At 70.4% G+C, this 20,988-nt stretch carries 20 protein-coding genes and 1 pseudogene; 10 read left to right on the forward strand and 11 right to left on the reverse strand.

Annotated elements, in window-relative coordinates; all coding sequences use genetic code 11:
- Positions 1 to 168: 168 nt before the first annotated feature.
- From STARVERO_RS16595 to STARVERO_RS16615, 5 genes and pseudogenes are all read left to right on the forward strand, one after another.
- Positions 169 to 897 (forward strand): annotated as a pseudogene (locus tag STARVERO_RS16595) (MBOAT family O-acyltransferase); the annotation flags it as partial.
- A gap of 13 nt (positions 898 to 910) precedes the next feature.
- Positions 911 to 2,020, forward strand: a complete 1,110-nt coding sequence (locus STARVERO_RS16600; protein ID WP_159600134.1) for an alginate O-acetyltransferase AlgX-related protein — start codon at positions 911 to 913, stop codon at positions 2,018 to 2,020.
- A gap of 97 nt (positions 2,021 to 2,117) precedes the next feature.
- On the forward strand, positions 2,118 to 2,657 hold the full coding sequence (locus STARVERO_RS16605; RefSeq protein ID WP_159600136.1) for a prolyl-tRNA synthetase associated domain-containing protein: 540 nt from the start codon (positions 2,118 to 2,120) through the stop codon (positions 2,655 to 2,657).
- 76 nt (positions 2,658 to 2,733) lie between these two features.
- A complete protein-coding gene (trxA, locus tag STARVERO_RS16610; RefSeq protein WP_159600138.1) occupies positions 2,734 to 3,663 on the forward strand; it encodes a thioredoxin in 930 nt (309 codons plus the stop codon).
- A gap of 60 nt (positions 3,664 to 3,723) precedes the next feature.
- Positions 3,724 to 4,401 (forward strand): LON peptidase substrate-binding domain-containing protein, encoded by a 678-nt coding sequence (locus tag STARVERO_RS16615; RefSeq protein ID WP_144341011.1) that lies wholly within the window; start codon positions 3,724 to 3,726, stop codon positions 4,399 to 4,401.
- Between the two features lie 57 nt (positions 4,402 to 4,458).
- Here STARVERO_RS16615 and STARVERO_RS16620 read toward each other — a convergent pair whose 3' ends face one another.
- The 11 genes from STARVERO_RS16620 to STARVERO_RS16670 all read right to left on the reverse strand — a co-directional run bounded on the left by STARVERO_RS16620 (position 4,459) and on the right by STARVERO_RS16670 (position 17,224).
- On the reverse strand, positions 4,459 to 7,647 hold the full coding sequence (locus tag STARVERO_RS16620; protein ID WP_159600140.1) for an efflux RND transporter permease subunit: 3,189 nt from the start codon (positions 7,645 to 7,647) through the stop codon (positions 4,459 to 4,461).
- Entirely contained in the window at positions 7,647 to 8,906 is a 1,260-nt protein-coding gene (locus STARVERO_RS16625) for an efflux RND transporter periplasmic adaptor subunit (protein WP_159600142.1), read from the reverse strand. The genes STARVERO_RS16620 and STARVERO_RS16625 overlap by 1 nt, the downstream gene beginning before the upstream one ends.
- Positions 8,903 to 9,640 carry a TetR/AcrR family transcriptional regulator gene (locus tag STARVERO_RS16630; RefSeq protein ID WP_159600144.1) on the reverse strand — a complete coding sequence of 246 codons (738 nt, stop codon included), beginning with the start codon at positions 9,638 to 9,640 and terminating at the stop codon, positions 8,903 to 8,905. Before STARVERO_RS16630 ends, STARVERO_RS16625 begins: the two co-directional genes overlap by 4 nt.
- Before the next feature lie 416 nt (positions 9,641 to 10,056).
- Positions 10,057 to 10,569, reverse strand: a complete 513-nt coding sequence (locus STARVERO_RS16635; protein ID WP_144341015.1) for an RNA pyrophosphohydrolase — start codon at positions 10,567 to 10,569, stop codon at positions 10,057 to 10,059.
- Between the two features lie 98 nt (positions 10,570 to 10,667).
- Positions 10,668 to 11,210, reverse strand: coding sequence for a hypothetical protein (locus tag STARVERO_RS16640; RefSeq protein ID WP_159600146.1), 543 nt, complete (start codon positions 11,208 to 11,210; stop codon positions 10,668 to 10,670).
- A gap of 147 nt (positions 11,211 to 11,357) precedes the next feature.
- Positions 11,358 to 12,707 (reverse strand): S41 family peptidase, encoded by a 1,350-nt coding sequence (locus STARVERO_RS16645; protein WP_144341016.1) that lies wholly within the window; start codon positions 12,705 to 12,707, stop codon positions 11,358 to 11,360.
- On the reverse strand, positions 12,704 to 14,014 hold the full coding sequence (locus STARVERO_RS16650) for a murein hydrolase activator EnvC family protein (protein ID WP_159601843.1): 1,311 nt from the start codon (positions 14,012 to 14,014) through the stop codon (positions 12,704 to 12,706). The genes STARVERO_RS16645 and STARVERO_RS16650 overlap by 4 nt, the downstream gene beginning before the upstream one ends.
- A gap of 156 nt (positions 14,015 to 14,170) precedes the next feature.
- Positions 14,171 to 14,653: a 23S rRNA (pseudouridine(1915)-N(3))-methyltransferase RlmH gene (rlmH, locus tag STARVERO_RS16655; protein WP_159600148.1), complete on the reverse strand. Its 483-nt coding sequence runs from the start codon at positions 14,651 to 14,653 to the stop codon at positions 14,171 to 14,173.
- Between the two features lie 6 nt (positions 14,654 to 14,659).
- The gene (gene rsfS / locus STARVERO_RS16660) at positions 14,660 to 15,073 is read right to left on the reverse strand and encodes a ribosome silencing factor (RefSeq protein WP_144341018.1); all 414 of its coding nucleotides are present in this window, start codon (positions 15,071 to 15,073) and stop codon (positions 14,660 to 14,662) included.
- A 262-nt stretch (positions 15,074 to 15,335) separates the two neighbouring features.
- The gene (locus STARVERO_RS16665; RefSeq protein ID WP_159601845.1) at positions 15,336 to 15,917 is read right to left on the reverse strand and encodes a nicotinate-nucleotide adenylyltransferase; all 582 of its coding nucleotides are present in this window, start codon (positions 15,915 to 15,917) and stop codon (positions 15,336 to 15,338) included.
- Positions 15,918 to 15,982: 65 nt separating this feature from the next.
- On the reverse strand, positions 15,983 to 17,224 hold the full coding sequence (locus STARVERO_RS16670) for a glutamate-5-semialdehyde dehydrogenase (protein WP_244616927.1): 1,242 nt from the start codon (positions 17,222 to 17,224) through the stop codon (positions 15,983 to 15,985).
- Positions 17,225 to 17,567: 343 nt separating this feature from the next.
- Between STARVERO_RS16670 and STARVERO_RS16675 the strand changes: the two genes are divergently transcribed.
- From STARVERO_RS16675 to STARVERO_RS16695, 5 genes are all read left to right on the forward strand, one after another.
- Positions 17,568 to 18,401 (forward strand): YihY/virulence factor BrkB family protein, encoded by an 834-nt coding sequence (locus tag STARVERO_RS16675; RefSeq protein ID WP_144341020.1) that lies wholly within the window; start codon positions 17,568 to 17,570, stop codon positions 18,399 to 18,401.
- A gap of 146 nt (positions 18,402 to 18,547) precedes the next feature.
- On the forward strand, positions 18,548 to 19,003 hold the full coding sequence (locus tag STARVERO_RS16680) for a baeRF12 domain-containing protein (protein ID WP_159600152.1): 456 nt from the start codon (positions 18,548 to 18,550) through the stop codon (positions 19,001 to 19,003).
- Positions 19,004 to 19,074: 71 nt separating this feature from the next.
- Complete coding sequence (locus tag STARVERO_RS16685; RefSeq protein ID WP_159600154.1) at positions 19,075 to 20,031, forward strand: hypothetical protein; 957 nt, start codon at positions 19,075 to 19,077, stop codon at positions 20,029 to 20,031.
- Between the two features lie 237 nt (positions 20,032 to 20,268).
- The gene (locus tag STARVERO_RS16690) at positions 20,269 to 20,745 is read left to right on the forward strand and encodes a TspO/MBR family protein (protein ID WP_159600156.1); all 477 of its coding nucleotides are present in this window, start codon (positions 20,269 to 20,271) and stop codon (positions 20,743 to 20,745) included.
- A 31-nt stretch (positions 20,746 to 20,776) separates the two neighbouring features.
- Positions 20,777 to 20,980 (forward strand): twin transmembrane helix small protein, encoded by a 204-nt coding sequence (locus STARVERO_RS16695; RefSeq protein WP_144341024.1) that lies wholly within the window; start codon positions 20,777 to 20,779, stop codon positions 20,978 to 20,980.
- Positions 20,981 to 20,988: the final 8 nt, after the last annotated feature.

Consider the following 20,988-nt stretch of genomic DNA (forward strand, 5'->3'; position numbering starts at 1 on the left):
GCGACAGACCATCGAATATCGGCGCTTGCAGCACCGCAAGCTCGCCGCCTAACATCACCCCCCAGACGAGGCCCGCACTCCGCTAATTTACGCCGCGAGTTGCGCCAAATGTTCTGACGACGGACAGACAGCACCAGCACGCCCAACCTCGGCGAGGCGTGGCTCGGCGTCAGCGCCTATGCGCTGCAGATCTATTTCGACTTCGGCGGCTATTCGAACATGGCCATCGGCCTGGCCCTCGCCATGGGGTTGAAGTTCCCGCGCAACTTCAACCTGCCCTACGGCGCGCTCTCGATCACCGATTTCTGGCGCCGCTGGCACATGAGCCTGTCGAGCTGGTTCCGCGACTACGTCTACATCCCGCTCGGCGGCAACCGGCGCGGCCATGTCAGCACGGCGGTCAATCTGTGGACCGTGTTCCTGCTCTGCGGCCTCTGGCACGGGGCGAGCTGGACCTTCGTCATCTGGGGCGTCCACCACGGCACCTTCCTGGTGCTGGAGCGCACGCGCCTCGGGGCGATGCTGCGGGAATCCCCGCGCCTCGTGCGCCACGCCTATGTGCTCCTCGTGGTGCTGACGAGCTGGGTCTGGTTCCGCGCTAACAGCCTGCCCGGCGCGCTCGACCTGTTCGCCGGCCTCGCCGGGCTCAACGGCGCGGGGCCGCTGTCGGTCAATCTCATCACCGAGCTCACGCCCATGGCCGTCACCGTCATGGTGCTCGCCTGGCCGCTCGCCATGTTCGGCCTGCCGCAGCCCGGCGCCCGCCGCCTGGCGACGAAGCTGCGGCTGGCGCTCTACGGGGCGGTCGATACCGTGGTGGTGGCGCTGCTGTTCGGCCTCTGCGTCCTGTCGGTGGGAGCGGCGACCTATTCGCCCTTCCTCTATTTCCGGTTCTGAGGGAGAGCGGACGATGCCCTTGCTCATGGCCTTCCGCCGCTGGTGGGCGATCTTCTTCGTCGCCGTCCTCGCCTTGCCGACCATCGGGCTGGTCACTCCCGACCTGCCCGGCCCCATGCGCACGGTGCTGGAGCCGGAGGAGCACTGGTGGGAGGACGCCGCCCGGCGCCTCGACCCCTACATCAACAACGCGTTCGGCTTCCGCGGCGCGGTGCTCGCCGCCCATCGCCGCTATCTGCGCTTCATCGACGCGCCGCAGGGCGAGCGCGTCCTGCAGGGCGAGAACGGCTCTCTGTTCATCCGCGACAACAACGCGCTCGAGCAGTCGATCGGCCAACTCGTGCGGCCGGACGCCATCGCCGACTTCGTACGCGTCACCGCCGCGCTCGACGCGAAGATGAAGGCCCTCGGCGGGCACTTCGTCGCGATGATCCCGCCCAACGCGCACACCGTCGAGTTCCAGGACCTGCCGTCCTATGCCCGCCGGCAGAAGAAGGCACCGACCGAATACGACCTCGTGGACGAGCGCATGAAGGCGGCGGGCATCCCCTTCGTCGACCTGCGCCCGATCCTCGCCGACGGCAAGAAGGATGGCCGGGTCTATTTCCGCTACGATACCCACTGGAACGAGCGCGGCGCGCTGCTGGCCTTCAACGCCGCGATGGCGGCGGCAGGCCGCCCCGATCTCGCCGTCACGCCCGAGGAGGCCTACGGCGCGCCCGTCGACAAGCCCAGCGGCGACCTGCTGCGCCTCGGCGGGCTCGACGCGCGCGACCCGCCGGACCAGAAACTCCCCTGGAAGGAGCCCTTCGCGGAGCGCGAGGAGGGCCTCACGCCGCTCACCGGCGTCATCGAAGGCGGCAAGGAGAGCAATCTCTTTCCCTCCCAGGCCTTCGAGACCGGCCATGCCGGCCCGCGCATCATGGTGATCGGCGATTCCTTCACCCACGGCTTCTGGCCGGGCCTGCTGGCGGCCCGAAGCTCCGCCTTCGTCTGGACGCATCACCAGCTCTGCAATTTCGATCAGGGCGTGATCGATCGCTTCCGGCCGGACATCCTCATCTACGCGCCGACCGAGCGCTTCTTCCTCTGCGCGGGCAAGAAAAGCGGCGCGGCGAAGTAGCAGAACGCCCATGCGCCGCTCAAGCGCCTTGCCCCCGGTCCGCCGGCGGCATTAGAAGGCCGGCAGTCACTTTTTCCGCCCAGGACGCCGAGCCGCTATGTCCGCCCCCCTATCCGCCCCCCTTTCCTCGCAGGATCTCTTCGCCCGCCTCGCCGAACTCGGCATCGAGACCCGCACGGTCGAACACCCCCCGCTGTTCACCGTCGAGGACTCGCAGGCCCTGCGCGGCGACATTCCCGGCGGCCACACCAAGAACCTTTTCCTCAAGGACAAGAAGGGCAACCTCTTCCTCGTCGTGGTGGAGGAGGAAGCGCGGGTCGATCTGAAGAGCCTGCACGGTCCCCTCGGCGCCGCCAGCCGGCTGTCCTTCGGCAGCGCCGAGCTGCTGGAGGAGGTGCTCGGCGTGAAGCCCGGCGCGGTCACCGCCTTCGGCCCGGTCAACGACACGCAGGGCCGCGTGACCGTGGTGCTCGACGCCGAGCTGATGGCGCACGCGGAGATCAACTGCCACCCGCTGGTGAACACCGCCACCACCACCATCCGCAGCGACGATCTCCTGCGCTTCCTGCGCGCCACCGGCCACGAGCCGCGGGTGATGGCGGTGCCGCGGCGGAGCGAGGCGGCGGACGAGGCCTGACCATCCCGCCCGTTGCATTCGCTGCGCGGCGGGCCATCTTAACGGCGAGCACGAGCGAGTATTGCGAGGACGCCCCATGTTGCTGAACCAGCCCTCTTCTCCGGCCCAGAACGGCGCCGACGCGCCCGCCGGCGACGATGTCGTGATCGACGTCACGACCCGGAGCTTCATGAAGGATGTCGTCGAGGAATCGCGCACCCGCCCGGTTCTCGTCGATTTCTGGGCGCCGTGGTGCGGCCCCTGCAAGCAGCTTACCCCCATCATCGAGAAGGTGGTGCGCGAGGCCAAGGGCAAGGTGCGCCTCGCCAAGATGAACACCGACGAGCACCCCGCCGTCGCCCAGCAGCTTGGCATCCAGTCGTTGCCCACCGTCTACGCCTTCGTCAACGGCCAGCCGGTGGACGGCTTCATGGGCGCCCAGCCGGAAACGCAGGTGAAGGCGCTGGTGGACCGGCTCGTCGCCGGCGCCGGCGGGGCCGACGACATGGCCGAGGTGGTCGCCTCCGGCGAGGCGGCGCTGACCGAGGGCGACCTCGTCGGCGCGGCGGAGATCTTCGCCGCTGTGCTCGCCGAGGAACCGGCCAACCTCAAGGCCATCGCCGGCCTTGCCCGCACTCAGCTTTCCGCCGGCAATGCCGAGCAGGCCAGGGCCACCCTCGCCCTCGCCCCGGAGACGGCCGCGAACGACGGCGCCATCGCCGCCGTGCGCGCCGCCATCGAGCTGGAGGAGGCCGCGAGCGCCCTCGGCGACGTGAAGGAGCTGGAGGCGAAGGTCGCCGCCAACCCGCTCGACCATCAGGCGCGCTTCGACCTCGCCGTGGCGCTCGCCGCGCATGACAAGCGCGAGGAGGCGGTCGACGAACTGCTCGCCATCGTGCGCAAGGACCGAAACTGGAACGACGACGGCGCCCGCAAGCAGCTGGTGCAGTTCTTCGAGGCCTGGGGCCCGACCGACGAGCACACGATCGCCGGCCGTCGGCGCCTGTCCTCCATCCTGTTCGCCTGACACGCCGGCGGGGCCCGCCCCGCCGCGCAACGCCGCCGGAACGCGCGGCAAGGAGCGCCGATGGCGATCAACCGACCCTATACCGGGCCGTCCGAACTGGCGCCGATCATCCCGCTGTTTCCGCTGGAAGGCGCGCTGCTGCTGCCGCGCTGCCAGCTTCCCCTCAACATCTTCGAGCCGCGCTACCTCGCCATGGTGGATGCTGCGCTGGCGGGCAGCCGGCTCATCGGCATCGTCCAGCCGGCGCTCGACGCCGCCGGCCATGCCATGGCCGGCGGGGCGGCGCTGCTGCCGGTCGGCTGCGTCGGCCGCATCACCGAGATCGCCGAGAGCGGCGACGGGCGCTACGTGATGAATCTCAGTGGCGTCGCCCGCTTCCGCATCGTGGCGGAGGTCGATGCCGGCACGCCCTACCGCCAGGCCCATGTCGACTACGAGCCGTTCCGCAACGACTTCACGCCGAATCTCGGCGCCGAGGCGGTCGATCGAGGCACGCTGCTGCGCACCCTCGCCGAGTATCTCGACGCCAACCGGCTCGAGGCGGACTGGGAGAGCATCAAGGACGCGCCCAACGAGGCGTTGGTGAACGCCCTCGCGATGATGGCGCCCTTCGGCCCGCGCGAGAAGCAGGCGCTGCTGGAAGCGCCGAGCCTCGCCGCCCGCGCCGAGATGCTGATCGCCGTCACCCAGATGTCGATGGCCCGCACCGGCGGCGAAGGCGACGGCTCGCTCCAGTAGGCCTGCACTCTGCCCCTGCGCTTCCCTCTTCCTCGCGCGGAAGAGGGAACAGGTTCCTCACTCCGCCGCGATGGGCGGGCGCGGGGTGGCGTGCGGCTCGGCATGCACCACCGCGTGCACGGCCGCCGGCCGGTGTTCCTCGGGCTCGTCGCGCGCGCCGATGAAGCGGCCGAAGACGCGGGCGAGGAAGCGGCCGAGATCATCCATCAGCGTGAACACCGCCGGCACGAAGACCAGCGACAGCACGGTCGAGGCCAGCAGGCCGCCGATCACCGCGATCGCCATGGGCGAGCGGAAGTCGCCGCCCTCCCCCAGCCCCATGGCCGAGGGCACCATGCCCGCCGCCATGGCGATGGTGGTCATCACGATCGGCTGGGCGCGCTTGCGGCCGGCCTCGATCAGCGCCGTCGTGCGGTCGATGCCGGAATGCACCGCCTCGATGGCGAAGTCGACCAGCAGGATCGCGTTCTTGGTCACGATGCCCATCAGCATCAGGAAGCCGATCACCACCGGCAGCGTCATCGCGTTGTTGGTGAGGAGCAGGGCGATGAAGGCGCCACCCACCGACAGCGGCAGCGCCACCAGGATGGTGATCGGCTGCAACACGTTGGCGAAGAGCAGCACCAGCACCGCCAGCACCATCATCACGCCGGCGCCCATGGCGGTGGCGAAGCCGCCGAACACCTCGCCCATGATCTCCGCGTCGCCGGTCTCCTTCAGCGTCACGCCGGCCGGCAGGTTCTTGGCCACCGGCAGCGCGTAGACCTCGGCCAGCGCCTCGCCGAGCTGGGTGTTGCCGGCGAGGTCCGCCTCGATGGCGATGCGCCGGGCGCGGTCGTAGCGGTCGAGGCTGGAGGGCCCGGTGCCGAAGCTGATGTCGGCCACCGCCGACAGCGGCACCGAGGCGCCGGCGGCGGTACGCACCTTCAGCGTCTCGAAGGTCGAGAGGTCCGCGCGCGCCGCCTCGTCGAGCTGCACCCGGATCGGCACCTGGCGGTCGCCGGCGGAGAACTTGGCGAGGTTCTGCGACACGTCGCCGATGGTGGCGATGCGCACGGTCTGGGCGATGTCGGCGACCGAGACGCCGAGTTCGGCCGCCTCCGCCAGCTTGGGCACCACACGCAGCTCCGGCCGGTCGAGCGCGGCGCTGGTCATCACATTGGTGAGGCCCTTCACCTTCTCGCGCACCTCGCGCTCCAGCTCGAGCGCCGATTTCTCCACCGTCGCGCCGTCCGAGCCGGACAGGATGACGGTGAATTCGCGCTGGCCCGGGCCGGCGCCGCCCGAGGCGCCGAAGTTGAAGCGCAGGTCGGGAACCTGCGCGATCTCGTCGCGCATGCGCATCTCGAACTGCTTCTGCGTCGCCTTGCGGTCGGCGCGCGGCACGAGATTGATGATGATCGTCGCCTTGCGCACCTCGCCCGCGCCGGTCACCGCGCCGCCGGTCGCGCCCGAGCCGGCGGTGGCGAAGACGCTCTGCACCTCCGGCTGCGCCTTCAGCCGGTCGGAGATATCGTCGACCACCTGCTGGGTGGCGTCCAGCGTCGCGCCGGGCGGCAGCTCCAGCGCCAGCACCGAGCGCGAGACGTCGGAGTTCGGGATGAAGCCCGAGGGCAGCAGGGTCGAGAGCCACATCGAGCCGATGAACAGCGCGATGCCGGCCGCCACGGTGACGAAGCGGTGGCGGATCGAGCGGTGCAGCAGCCCGACATAAAGCCGCATCAGCCAGCCGTCCGGCTTCTCCCGGTGCCCGTGGTCGCGCAGGAAATAGGCCGCCAGCATCGGGGTGAGCAGGCGCGCGACCAGCAGCGAGAACAGCACGGCCACCGCGACGGTGATGCCGAACTGGCGGAAATACTGGCCGGCGATGCCGCCCATGAAGCTGACCGGCAGGAACACCGCGACGATGGTCAGCGTCGTCGCCACCACCGCGAGGCCGATCTCGTCGGCGGCGTCGATGGCGGCGCGATAGGCCGACTTGCCCATGCGCATGTGGCGCACGATGTTCTCGATCTCGACGATGGCGTCATCGACGAGGATGCCCGTCACCAGCGTGACGGCGAGCAGGCTCACCCCGTTCAGCGAGAAGCCGAGCAGGTCCATCACCCAGAAGGTGGGCAGGATCGACAGCGGGATCGCCAGCGCCGAGATGATGGTGGCGCGCCAGTCGCGCAGGAACAGCATCACCACGATGACCGCCAGCACCGCGCCCTCGATGAGGGTCTGCATGGCGGATTCGTAGTCGGCGTTGGTGTACTTCACCGTCGAGTCGATCATGGTGATCTGCACCTCGGGGTGCTGCGCTTCCAGCTTGCGCAGCGCCTCGTCGGCGCGTTCGGCCACCACCACGTCGGAGAATCCCTTGGCGCGGTAGACGCCGAAGGCGACCACCGGCTTGCCGTCGAGCCGGGCGAAGATGCGCGGCTCGGCCGCCCCGTCCGTCACCGTGCCGAGATCGGCGAGGCGCACATGGCGCGACGACGCCCCCGCGCTGGCGGGCAGCGCGATGCGGGTCTCGGCGAGCTCCGCCACCGTCGTGGCGCCGCCGAGCGTGCGCACGGACTGCTCCTGCGTGCCGATCTCGCCCCGCCCGCCGGCGAGGTCGACATTGGTCGCGGCGAGCTGGCGGTTCACGTCCGCCGCCGTCACGCCGAGCGCGGCCAGCTTGTCGGGGTCGAGCGAGATGCGGATCTCGCGGTCCACGCCGCCCTCGCGGGTCACCTGCGCGACGCCGCGCACGCCCTGCAGGGCGCGGATCACCGTGTCGTCGACGAACCAGGACAGCTCCTCCGGCGTCATGCCGGGGGCCGAGGCGGCATAGGTGACGATCGCCATGCCCTCGACGTCGACGCGCTGGATCAGCGGCTCCTCGATGTCCTGCGGCAGGTCGGAGCGGACCTTCGTCACCGCGTCGCGCACGTCGTTGACGGCGCGGTCGACCTGCGTCTCGAGCTGGAACTCGACCACCGTCAGCGACATGCCCTCGGTGATGGTGGAGGTGATGTGCTTCACCCCCTGCACGCCGGCGACGGAGGTCTCGACGACCTTCGTCACCTGCGTCTCCAATTCGCTCGGCGCCGCGCCCGGCTGGGTGATGGTCACCGAGACGATCGGCAGGTCGATGTTCGGCATGCGCGTGATCGGCAGCCGGTCGAAGGTGAACAGGCCGATCGCGGTCAGCACCACGAACAGGACGATGGAGGGGACCGGCTTGCGGATCGCCCAGGCGGAAATGTTGAGAGCCATCAGGCGCCGCCCTTTTCCCCGGCGGCGAGCGGCACCGGCGTCACCCGGTCGCCGTCGCGCAGGAAGCCGCCGGCGCGGGCCACCACGCTCTCGCCTTCCTTCACCCCTTCCACGATCTCCACGAAGCCCTCGCCCTTGAGGCCGGTCTTCACCGCCCGGCGGCTGACCAGATCGCCCTCCACCACGAGAATGAAGGTGCCCTCGGGGCTGAACTGCACCGCCGACTGCGGCAGCGCGACGCCCTCGTGGCGGGCCATCTCGATGATGCCGCGCCCATAGGCGCCGGGCCGCAGCCGCTCATCCTCCGGCAGCGCCACCGCCACCCGGGCGAGGCGCGTCGCCGCGTCCACTTTGGCGCCGACGAGGCGCACCTTGGCGGCCACCGGCGCGTCGAAGCCGGCGGGCGTCACCGCGACCGGCAGGCCCGGCGTCACGCGCGGCAGCGCCGATTCCGGCACCTCGGCGTCGAGGTCGATGGCGCCGTCCTTCACGATGCGGAACAGTGGCTCGGCATTGGCCGAGAGCACGATGGCGCCGAGACGCGCCGAGCGGGCCGAGACGATGCCGGCCTCCGGCGCCGTGATGGCGGTGCGGGCGAGGCGGACCTCGATCTCGTCGCGGTTCGCCTTGATCTGCGCCGCGTCGGCCTCGGCGGCGCTCACCGCCTCCTCATTGGCGGTCACCTGCGCGGCCGCGACCTTCACCGCGCGCTCGCGCTGGTCGAGCACCTCCTGCGAGGTGGCGCCGGTCTTGATGAGCGTGCGGGCGCGCTCCACCGCGGATTCCGCCTCAGTGCGCTGGGCCAGCGCCTGCTGGAGCTGCGCCTTCTGCTGGGCGATGGCGGCCTGCGCCCGCGCGGCGTTGGCGGTGTTCTGGGCGAGCAGGGTCTCCAGCGTGTCGCGCGACAGGCGGGCGAGCACCTGGCCCTTCTCCACCCGGTCGCCCTCCTCGACGAGGATGTCGGTAATCCGGTAGCCGTCGATCTCCGGCCCGACCATGATCTCCTCGCGCGCCACCAGCGTGCCGGTGACGGGCAGCGTCTCGATCACCTCGCGCCGCGACGCCGGCACCACCGAGATGGTGATGCCGCGCACCTGCGCGGGATCGGGCGCGGCAACGTCGGCCTGCGCGGGATCGCTGACGCTGAAGCCGGCGGCGATGCGGTCGCGGAACGCATAGCCGGCGATGCCCACGACCACGGCGGTCATGGCGAGGGCGAGCGTCACCCGCCCGCGGAAGGATGGCAGCTTCACGGTCATGATTTCTCTTCCGGGGAAACGGTTCGCGGCGTGCCGGCGGCGGGCGCCGGCGCCAGCATGCGTCCGATCAGGCTGGTGAGCGCCGGCATCAGGCCGGCAAGCCCCAGATCGGGCTCGAAACTGTTGCGCAACACCAGCCCGTCGCCAATGGCGCCGATCACCAGCAGCACGGTGTCCGGGTCCAGCGTCGCGTCGATCTCGCCGCGCTCCTGCGCGGCGACGAAGCAGCGGCGGATCGCCTGGTTCATCTCGTCTTCCACCGCGTCGAAGGTGGGTTTCAGCGCCGGGTTGCGAGCCGCCTCGGCATAGATCTCGGGGCCGAGCTTGAGGCACATCATCGGCACCTCGCCGGAGAACAGCGCATCGCCCATGCGCGACAGCCCCTCGATGAAGCTCGGCGCCGTCTCCAGCATCTCGACGCAGCTCGCGCGCAATGCCCGCTCCTCTTCGACGATGGCGATGATGATCGCCTCCTTCGAGGGGAAGTAGCGGTAGAGCCCGCCCGGGCTCATCCCGGCCTGGGCGCAGATCTCGTGCATCGAGGTGCCGTGGAAGCCGTTGCGGCTGAAGCAGGTGGCCGCGGCGTCCAGCACGCGCCGGCGCGGGTCCGGCCGGGCGCCGGAGGTGGAGCCAGACGTGGAACCGGGCGCCGGCGTGCCGGCGGCAGCGGCGCGCGGACGGCCGGTTTCCTTCTTCGGCACGGCGGCGCGCGGGCGCTTGGCAATGGCGGTCATGCACGGTTCCAGAATGAGAGCGAACGTTCGTTCGCATTTATGCCGGCGCCTCGCGGCGAGTCAAGAACGAACGTTCGTTCGCATGACACTCCCCCGCGCCGCACCCGCGATCACTGCCGGGGAAGTTCCCTGCCACCTATGGCGCCAACATGGCTGACGGATGGCATCATTGGTGGGATATATGTCAGCTCTTGTCGGGCCCGCGCGTCGGCCCCCCGCCCGCACGGCGGGGAGCGCGCCACCATAGACCTGGGCGCCCGCGGGAGGGCGCCCGAATGGGATTATGATTAAGGAACGAGGCGGGTTCGCCGCGCCTGGAGCATTTTCGAGCGGAGTGGGCACCGGTTCGCGTAAAGAAAATGCGACAACTCAAAGATCTAGAGCGTTTCAATGCTTCCGCTAAACCATGAAACGCTCTAGCCCGCCTTGGCGACGAGCGGGAGAAACTCGGCCACCACGCGGTCATAGACCGGACGCTTGAACGGGATGATCAGCGCCGGCGTGCGCTCCAGCCGCTCCCAGCGCCAGCCGGTGAATTCCGGCTTGTGGTGCCCGCCGCCGGGATGGCGCACGTCGATCTCCGCCTCCTCGCCGGTGAAGCGCAGCGCCACCCATTTCTGCTTCTGGCCACGATAGCGCCCCTTCCAGGCCTCGCGGGCGATCGGCTCGGGCAGGTCGTAGGCGAACCAGTCGGACGCCACCGCCAGCGGCTCGACGGAGGACACGTTGGTCTCCTCGTAAAGCTCGCGCAGCGCCGCCTCCTCCGGGCTCTCGCCCTCGTCGATCCCGCCCTGCGGCATCTGCCAGGAGTGCAGCGCGTCGACATGCTCCGCTCCGCCGACACGCTGGCCGAGGAAGACGAGCCCGTCGCGATTGACGAGCACCACCCCGACGCAGGGGCGGTAGGGGAGCTGGTCGAAGGGGATCATGGGTGCAACCGACAGATGGAAGGCTCAGAGGGAGCCATCATCCTAGGCGATGATGACATCCGCGCGTAGGGCTCCCGAGCGGCGGCCTGCGCGCGCGGTTAACGCAGCGGCGGCACCGTCGCGCCGACCGCAGGCGTCGCGCCAAACGCTGTCGCCGTCTCGGCAGATGCGGCCTCGCCACGCGCCGGGGCGGCGGTCACGGTCGCGGCGGCGTCGAGCGCGCCCTGCACGTTCATCACCGCGCCCACGGGCGCGCCGGTATCCTCGCCATCCGCCGCGGCGATGCCCGCCACCCCGAAGCCGGGGCGCAGCATCGGCGCGTCGGCGCCGACGCCGGTCGCCGAAAGCCCGACGGCGGACAGCCCGTCCGTCAGCAGGTCGGAGGCGGTAAGCATTTCCCTCGCGGGGCCGAAGGGGGTTCGCGCCGAATCGTAGGCATCGGCGCCGCCGAAGGCATAGGCACCGACCGCCACGCCCAGCACGGAGAGCACGGCGAGGCTGAAGATGCCGACCGCCGCATAGTGCCGCGCGCTGTCGCAGCGGGCATCATGGCCCGGCAGCGCCTCGCCCTCGGTCAGGGTCATCGCCTCGCGGCGGAAGGCCCGTTCCGGGGCGGCATGATTGAACGTCACGCGATTCATGAGCGGCTTTGTCGGCGCCGACCAAGGCGGGATCGGGGCAAAATCGGGCAGAGGCGACGGCGGCGGTAAAAAAAGACCCCGCTCTCGCGAAAGAGCGGGGTCCGTTGCTCATCCGCCACAGCCGGCGCGGGCCGGCCGGGCGCGGGATCAGTTCGGCACGGCGGCCTTGGGATCGGCCGGATAGGCGGCGTTCTTCTGCACGCCGTGCATCAGGTCGATGGCCAGCTTGAGCTGCGTGTCGTCCTTCGGATCCGGCGGCACATAGGCCGGCGAGCCGGTCTGCTCGTCCTCGCCGTTCTTCAGGTGGCCCTTGAGCGAGGCCTCGCCGCGCGTGGTCTCCACGCCCGCGGCTTCCGCCTTCTCCTTGACGTCCTGCGGCACGTCCTGGACCAGCTCGATGTCCGGCTGGATGCCCTTGGCCTGGATCGAGCGGCCCGACGGCGTGTAGTAGCGCGCCGTGGTCAGCTTGATCGCGGCGTTGCCGGAAACCGGGATCACCGTCTGCACCGAGCCCTTGCCGAAGGAGAGCGAGCCGAGGACGGTCGCGCGCTTGTGGTCCTGCAGCGCGCCGGCCACGATTTCCGAGGCCGAGGCCGAGCCGCCATTGACCAGCACGATGATCGGCTTGCCCTCGGCGAGGTCGCCCGGCCGCGCGTTGCGCCGCTCGGTCTCCTCGGGATTGCGTCCGCGGGTCGAGACGATTTCGCCGCGGTCGAGGAAGGTGTCGGAGACGTCGATCGCCTGGTCGAGCAGTCCGCCCGGGTTGTTGCGCAGGTCGATGACGAAGCCCTTGAGCTTGTCCTCGCCGATCTGCTTGGTCAGGTCGGCGATCGCCTTCTTCAGGCCCTCGCCGGTCTGCTCGCTGAACGAGGTGATGCGGATATAGCCGATGTCGTCCGCCTCGACGCGCGAGCGCACCGACTTGATGTTGATGATGTCGCGCGTGAGCGTGAGCTCCAGCGGCTTGTCCTGGCCCTTGCGGATGATGGTCAGCTTGATCGGGGTGGCGACCGCGCCGCGCATCTTGTCGACCGCCTGGTTCAGGGTCATGCCCTTCACCTCTTCGCCGTCGAGCTTGGCGATCAGGTCGCCGGCGAGCACGCCGGCCTTGGCGGCGGGAGTGTCGTCGATCGGCGCGACGACCTTCACCAGGCCGTCCTCCATCGTCACCTCGATGCCGAGCCCGCCGAACTGGCCGCGGGTCTGCACCTGCATGTCGCGAAAGTCCTTCGCGTCCATGTAGGTCGAGTGCGGGTCGAGCGAGGAGAGCATGCCGTTGATCGCCGCCTCGATCAGCTTGCCGTCCTCCGGCTTCTCGACATAGTCGGCGCGCACGCGCTCGAACACGTCGCCGAAGAGATTCAGCTGGCGATAGGTGTCGGAAGCCGCCGCCACCGCCTGGCTCGGCTGGAGCAGCAGCCGCGGCTGGGTGGCGCCGACCGCGATCAGGGCGCCGGCCGCCGCACCGAAGAGAAATACTGACGTCCTACGCATCATCCGCGTACCTTCTCGCTTTCGCTCGTCGCCCACCATGGCGTTGGATCGATCGAGTTTCCATCCTTACGGAACTCGACGTAAAGAATAGGTTGGGCGGTTCCAAGGCTGGCCGACGAAACAAGTTGCGGTCCTCGCCCCATGACCGCCACCGGCTCGCCGGAGAGCACGAACTGACCCAGTTCCACGGTGATCTTATCCATTCCCGCCAGAAGAATATGGTATCCGCCGCCGGCGTTGATGATCAATAGTTGTCCATAAGAGCGGAACGGGCCGGCATAGACCACCCAGCCGTCGCTCGGAGAGGCCACCTGGGCCTCCACCCGCGTGGTCAGCGACATGCCCTTTTCCTGGCCGCCATAGCCGTCGTCGGTGCCGAACGCCTTCAGCACGGCGCCGCCCGCCGGCAGCGGCAGCATGCCCCTGGCCTCCGCGAAGGGCATCCCGGGCGAGAGGCGGCCGGGGTCCTTCAGCGCCGCCAGCCGGGCCGCGGGGCTTTGATCGGGCTGCGTTTGCGCGGCCTCCTGCGCCGCCTTGCGGGCGGCGGCGATCTCGGTCTCCATGCGCTCCATCAGCTCGCGCACATTGCCCGCCTCGGCGGCGAGGGCGGCGGCCCGGTTCTTCTCGTTGACCAGCGCCGCCTCGCCCGCGTCGAGGGACTTCTTCTTCTCCTCGATCAGCGCCGCGGTGCGCAGCCGCTCGTCGGCGAGGGAGGCTTTCAATTCTGCGAGAGCGTCACGCTCGCGCGCCGTCTCCTGCCGCACCCGCTCCTGCGCCGCGAGTTCGCTGGCCAGAAGGTCGGTCTCGGCCTTCAGCTCGGGCAGCACCGCGCCCAGCAGCATGGCGGAACGGATCGACTGCAGCGCGTCGTCCGGGCGGACCATCAGCGCCGGCGGCGGGCGGCGGCCGAGCCGCACCAGCCCGCCCAGCACCTCGGAGAGCACCTGCCGGCGCGAGTCGAGGGATTCGCGGATATCGGCGGCCTCGCGCCCGAGCTGGAGCAGCCGCTGCTCGCTGGCGTCGAGCTTGCTCTCCACGTCGCGCACCCGGACGGCGGTGTCGAGCAGCGCCGCGTTCAGCTTCGCCCGGTCGCCCTTGATGTCCTCGATCTCCCTGACGAGGCGCTGCTGCGCCGCCGTCGAATCCTTCAGCTCCGCGTCGAGCCGCTCGATGCGCTGCTTCTGCTGGGCGGTGGCGTCCGGCTGCCCGCTGCCGGGCTTCGCCAGATCCTTCGCGGCGGCATCCTTCGGCGCGGGACTCTGGGCAAGGGCCGGCCGGATCGCCGTCCCCGGCGCCGGCGCGAGCGCCATCGACAGGGCGCCGGCGAGCACGAGGACGCGCCGGCCCGCCCGGCGAGGCGGGAGGGGGGAGGAAGGCGAAGCGGTGCGGCGGACGGGCATCGGCGCAGAGGAGGGTCGACGTGGTTAATCTTCGGTTAGCGCGGGTCGGCCCGCGTCGCCCGTCCGTCAGGCCTTGTGATAGGGGTGGCCGGACAGAATCGTCGTCGCGCGGTAGATCTGCTCCGCCATCATGACGCGGACGAGCTGATGCGGAAAGGTGGCTCGTCCGAAAGCGACGAGCCGGTCGGCCCGCCCCCGCGCCGCCTCGCTCAGCCCGTCCGCCCCGCCGATGAGGAAGGACAGCGCCCGCACGCCGCGGTCGCGCAGCGCCGCGATGTCGGCGGCCAGTTCCTCGCTGCTGGTCTCGCGCCCGCGCGGGTCGAGGGCGATCACCGCGCCGGGGTCCGGCAGGGCGCCCAGGATCCCCGAGCCCTCGTCCGCCATGCGGTCCTCTGGGCGGCGTGCCGCGCTTTCGGCGATTTCGATCACGTCGGGGCCGGACAGGCCCAGCACCCGTCCGCCCTTGCCCGCGCGGTCGAGATAGCGCGCGCAAAGCTCCCTCTCGGGCCCGGCCTTCAGCCGGCCCACGGCAACGATCACCAGCCGCAAAGCGGTCTAGCCGCGCGTCATCTTGGGCGAGCCGCCCGGAAGCGCGCCCGACCACATCTTCTCGATGTTGTAGAACCCGCGCACTTCCGGCTGGAAGACGTGGACGATGACGTCGCTCGCATCGATCAGCACCCAGTCGCAAGCCGGCATGCCCTCGACGCGTATGCCCTTGACGCCCTGCTCCTTGAGCGCCTCGACGAGGTGCTCGGCAATGGCGCCGACATGGCGCTGGGATCGGCCGGACGCAACGACCATGTAGTCGGCGATGGTCGTCTTGCCACGAAGTTCGATGGAAACGATGTCCTCGGCCTTGTCGTCTTCCAGACGGGCGAGAACGAGGGCTAGCATCCCCTCGGCGTCGAGACGCGCTTCGGAGACAGGTGCAGTCGCCGGGCTGGAGGCAGCTGCGGAGAGCGCCATGATGGACAGGGGTCCTGATCCTCTCGTCATTACGGCAGATCCGGGCGGACATTCCGCACCGTTCATGCCTTTTCAAGATAGTGCGGAACCCCGGTCCTTTTCAACCGGGGCCGGCCGGGGAACCGCTTCCGAAGGCGGCGTCGGCTCCCGAAGCGGCGAAACGCGGCCGGATTCCGCAGGCGCCGGCAGGCTCTACCAGTCAAAGATGACAGCTCCAAGGGCCGGGCGGCGACAATCGCCAGGCCGGACCGGGCCCTCCCCCCTATTTCCGCCGGGCTCCCGCCTCCGCCCCTTCGCGCAGCTGCGTCGAGGACATCGGCGACTTCAGCCCGTGCAGGAAGACCCAGGCGGGCGGCGCCATCCGGGCCAGCCGGCCCGCCGCGCTCTCCGGGCGCCGCCAGCGGGCGAGCGCGCCGGCGGCCGGTGCCGCCATGGCGGGAAAGGTGCAGCCCGGCCGGTCGATCACCGCCATCGGCACCAGCGCCGCCAGCTCGTCCCAGCGCTGCCAGCGGTGGAAGGAGGCGAGGTTGTCCGCCCCCATCAGCCAGACGAAATGCACCTGCGGGAAGCGCCGCACCAGCGCCGCCACCGTGTCGAAGCTGTAGCGCGTGCCGAGCCCGGCCTCGAGCCCGGTCGGCACCAGCGCGGGATGGCGCGCCACGCCGCGCGCCTGTTCGAGCCGCGCGGCGAGCGGCGGCAGGCGGTGATTGTCCTTCAGCGGGTTGCCCGGCGTCACCAGCCACCACACCCGGTCGAGCTTCAGCCGCTTGAGCGCGAGCAGGCTGGCGGCGCGGTGCGCGGCATGGGCGGGGTTGAAGCTGCCGCCATAGAGCCCGATGCGCATGCCCGGCGCAAGCGGCGGGATGCGCAGATCCGCCGCCCGCGGCCCGGTCGCCGGCCGTCGGTCGCTCACGGCCGGATCTGGCCGGTGCCGCGCACCCGGTACTTGAAGGAGGTGAGCTGCTCGGCGCCCACCGGCCCGCGCGCGTGCATGCGCCCCGTCGCGATGCCGATCTCGCCGCCGAAGCCGAACTCGCCGCCATCGGCGAACTGCGTCGAGGCGTTGTGCACCACGATCGCCGAATCGACCTCCGCGAGGAACGTCTCGGCCACCGCCGCGTCCTCGGTCAGCACCGCGTCGGTGTGGTGCGAGCCGTAGGTCTCGATATGGTCGATGGCCGCCTTCACGCCGTCCACCAGCTTCACCGAGATCACCGCGTCGAGATATTCGGTGCGCCAGTCCTCGTCGCTCGCCGGCTTCACGCGCGTGTCGACCGCCTGCGCCTGCGCGTCGCCGCGCACCTCGCAGCCCTCGTCGAGCAGCATGGTGACGAGCGGGGCGAGCAGCCGGCCGGCATCGGCGCGGTCGACCAGCAGCGTCTCCGCCGCTCCGCACACGCTGGTGCGGCGCAGCTTGGCGTTCTTCACGATGGTCAGCGCCTTGGCGAGGTCGGCGCCCTTGTCGACATAGACGTGCACGATGCCTTCCAGATGCGCGAAGACCGGCACCCGCGCCTCGCTCTGCACGCGGGCGACGAGGCTCTTGCCGCCGCGCGGCACGATCACGTCGACATTGCCGCCGAGCCCGGCCAGCATCTCGCCCACCGCCGCCCGGTCGCGGGTCGGCACGAGCTGGATGGCGTCGGCCGGCAGGCCGGCCCCCGTCAGCCCCTCGACCATCGCGGCGTGGATGGCACGGCTGGAATTGAAGCTGTCCGAGCCGCCGCGCAGGATCACCGCATTGCCTGCCTTCAGGCACAGGCTGCCGGCGTCGGCCGTCACGTTGGGCCGGCTCTCATAGATCACGCCGACCACGCCGAGCGGCGTGCGCACGCGCTCGAGGCGCAGCCCGTTCGGCCGCTCCCAGCTCTCCGTCACCTTGCCGACCGGATCGGGGAGCTCGGCGATCTCCTCGACGCCGCGCGCCGTGGCGTCGAGCCGCGCCTCGTTCAGCGTCAGCCGGTCGAGCATGGAGGCGGTCATGCCGGCCTCCCGCGCGGCGGCGACATCTTCCGCATTGGCGGCGAGGATGGCGGCGGCATGGGCGCGGATGGCGGCGGCGGCGGCCTTCAGCCCGGCGCTCTTGGCCTCGGAGGAAGCCAGCGCCAGCGTGCGGGCGGCGGCGCGGGCGCGGGCGCCGATCGCCAGCATCACCGTATGCACATCGCCCGCCGGCGGCTCATGTCCCGGCCCCTGCGCGCGCGGCGCTTCCGCGCCGAGACGAGTCTCGGTGACGGGAACGGCGCGCAGGGAGGAGGCGGTCATGGCTTCACTCGCAGGTCATGAAAGGGGCGCCCTATCTACCACAAGGCGGCGGCCGGGCGCCAAAGCGAAATGGGGGGCGCCTCCCGGCTCCGCCAGAGGCGCCCCGGCGGCCGCTTTACCATAGTGGCCGCAAAGGCTTGCCTTTTGGCGCCCGACATCCGATGTCACGCAGGGATTCGTTCGCCGTCCGCCCGCCTGCCTGCCCGCTTCCGCGAGGAGACCGGAACCGTTGCTGCGCGCCTTCGACATCGCCTGGGACGCCTTCTGGCGCTTCGTCGAGGACGACGGGTGGGCGATTTCCAGCCACATCGCGCTCTCCGCGCTGATGTCGCTCTTCCCCTTCCTCATTTTCGTCACCGCTCTGGCCGCGTTCTTCGATTTCAAGAACCTCGCGGACGAGACGGTGCAGCTCATGCTGGAAGCCTGGCCCGCCCAGGTGGCCGAGCCCATCGGCCGCGAGATCCGCAACGTGCTCACCCAGGTGCGCACCGATGTCCTGACCATCGGCGTGGTGCTCGCCATCTACTTCTCGTCCAACGGCATCGAGAGCCTGCGCATCGGCCTCAACCGCGCCTATGGCGTGCGCGAGGGCCGCGCCTGGTACTGGCTGCGCCTCGAATCCATCGGCTATGTGCTGGTCGGCGCCGCCGGCCTGCTGGCGCTGTCCTTCCTCGTGGTTCTCGGCCCGGTGCTGTGGCTCACGGCGGTGCGCTACGTGCCGGCGCTGGCGCCCTTCGGCTGGGTCATCACCTTCCTGCGCTACGCCGCGACCTCGGCCATCCTGATCGTGGCGCTGGTGGTGGCGCATATGTGGCTGCCCTCGGGCCGGCGCACGCTGGCGGAAGTGGCGCCGGGCATCCTGGTGACGCTCGGCCTGTGGCTCGCCGCCGGCGCCGCCTTCGGCCGCTATCTCGCGGAATTCGCCAACAACTACGTCACCACCTATGCGGGCCTCGCCTCGGTGATGGTGGCGCTCGTCTTCCTCTACACCACGGCCTCGATCTTCGTGTATGGCGGCGAACTCAACGCCGCGATCAAGCGGGCCCGCGAGGGCCGGCTCTAGGTCTTCCGCCCAGCTCTTCTGCCGCAGGCTCTTCGGCCCTCGCCGCGCCCGGCGGGAACTTCCGCCCCTCTCCTCCGCTTGACCAAGGTCAAGGCATCCGGCCCGCCGGCCGTGTGCACTGGCACGAAATGACGGAGGAGGCTCGCATGACGAGTTACGACAAGATCAAGATCGACGCCGGCGCCTGGGTGGTGGTCTGCGATGGACGCAAGGCCCTGATCCTGCGCAACGAAGGCGACGCCACCTTCCCCAACCTGCGCACCCACGAGACGCACGAGCACGAGAACCCGCCGACCCGCGAGCAGGGCACCGACGCCCCCGGCCGGGTGCACGAATCGGTCGGCACCGCCCGCTCGTCCGTCGAGCCGACCGACTGGCACGAGGAGGCCGAGCGCGCCTTCCTGCGCAAGCTCGCCACCCGCCTCGACGCCGCCGTGGCGGCGGGGGAGGCGCGCACCCTCGTCGTGGTCGCCGCGCCCCGCGCGCTCGGCGCGCTGCGCCCGCTGCTCGGCAAGGCGGCGCGCGAGGCGATCGCCGCCGAGGTCGATCGCGACATGGTGAAGCTGCCGGTCTACGAGATCGAGAAGCATCTCGCCGCCTGAGGCGCGGCCCTTCCCCTTCGGCCCGAAAGGGTTCTACGCTACCCCCGCCGCCGGAGCGGGGGTGGAACGACATGTGGGATTTCTCGATCGCGACGACGCTCGGGCTGGTGCTGCGCACCTGGCCCTTCGTGCTGTTGCGCCTCGCCGTCTACAGCCTCATCGCCGCCGGCTTCGTGTTCGGCACCGTCCTCGGCCTCGTCATCGGCTGGATCGTCGGCAATGCCCTCAGCGGCGAGAGCGGGCTCGTCGGCGCGACGATCGGCGGCCTGTGCGGCCTCGGCCTCGTCTTCGGCGTGCTCTGGTGGGTGCGCCAGTATCTCGTCTATCTGATAAAGGCCGGCCATGTCGCGGCGATGGACGCGCTGCTGCGCGGCGGCAAATTACCCAGTGGTCTTCCGCAGATCGCCCACGCCGTCGCCACGGTGAAGGCCCGCTTCCTCGAAGTGAACGTGCTGTTCGGCATCGACATCCTGATTCGCGGCGGCGTGCACGCCCTCGTCGGCCTGCTCGACATTCTGACCTTCTGGATTCCCGGCTTCAGAGCCGTCAACAACCTCATCAACGCCGTGCTCACCATCGCGCTCGGCCTCGTCGACGAGATCGTCCTCGCCTACATCATCCGTCGCGAGGACGAGCCGCCGGCCGACGCGGCGCGCGACGGGCTGGTGCTCTACGCCCAGAACGCCGGCCCGCTGATCCGCAACGCGGTCTGGATCGTGCTGTTCAGGCTGGTCGCGCTGGCGCTGATCTTCCTGCTGGTGCTCGGCCCCGCCATCGCCCTCGCCTATGCCCTGCCCGACGGGCTCGCCGGTGCCGGCGTGATCTTCGCCGCCATCTTCGCCTGGGGGCTGGCCGCGGCGCTGATCGAGCCGCTCGCCATCGCCGCGCTGCTGCAGGCCTATGACCGCGCCATTCGCGGGCAGACGCCCGACCCGGAATGGACGGCGAAGCTCGACGAGGCCTCCTCCGCCTTCCGCGATCTCGCCCGTCACGCGCCGGTGCCCGGCGCCGCGCCGCAGCCGACGTGAAGACCAGCTGCTCTTGGCCGGTCCTGGCCGGGAACCGCTCCAGGGGCCGTCATGGCCGGGCCTGGTCCGGCCATCCACGACCTCGGATACGGCCATGCGCCCGGCCCAAAAGCGCGGATCCCCGGGACAAGTCCGGGGATGACGGCCGGATACGGCGCATACGCCGATGCACTTGGCGACCGGATCGCGGCATAGTGGCGGCATAGTGCAGGTCTGTTGCATCGCCGAAGGAGCCGCATGAAAACCCTCTCCTTCTTCCGCCTCGTGCTGGCGGTCGGGCTGTGCCTCGCCGTCGGCGCCGTCGGCTCGCTCGTCACCGCCCCGAAGATCCCGACCTGGTACGCCGCCCTCGCCAAGCCGGCCTGGACGCCGCCCGACGCGCTTTTCCCCGTCGTCTGGACCACGCTCTACGTGCTGATGGCGGTGGCGCTCTGGCGGCTCTGGCAGCTCCACGGCCCTTCTCCGCGGCGGCGCGCCGCCATCGGGCTCTGGTTTCTCCAGCTGGCGCTCAACGCCCTGTGGTCGCCGGTCTTCTTCGGGCTGGAGGCGATCGGCGCGGCGCTCCTGGTCATCCTGGCGCTCTGGCTCGCCATCGCCGCCACCATTGTCGCCTGCGTGCGCATCGACCGCATGGCGGCGTGGCTCCTGGCCCCCTATCTCCTGTGGGTGTCCTATGCGACCGCGCTGAATGCTGCCATTCTCGCGCTGAACTAGATCGGTCCCGCAGGGGCCGCCGGAGACCTCGATGGACCTCGTCACCATCGCCAAATTCATGGTGCTGCCGATCGCCCTGGGCTCGGTCGCCTTGGTGCTGATTCTCGGCCTGGCCAACATGGCGCGGGGCGGCTCGCCCCTCGTCTCGCAGAAGCTGATGCAGTGGCGCGTGATCTTGCAGGCGGTGGCGCTCTGCTTCGTGCTGCTGACCATCATCCTGATGAACCGGGGCTGAGGCGAGGC

Source organism: Starkeya nomas, assembly GCF_902703545.1.
Taxonomy (GTDB): domain Bacteria; phylum Pseudomonadota; class Alphaproteobacteria; order Rhizobiales; family Xanthobacteraceae; genus Ancylobacter; species Ancylobacter moscoviensis.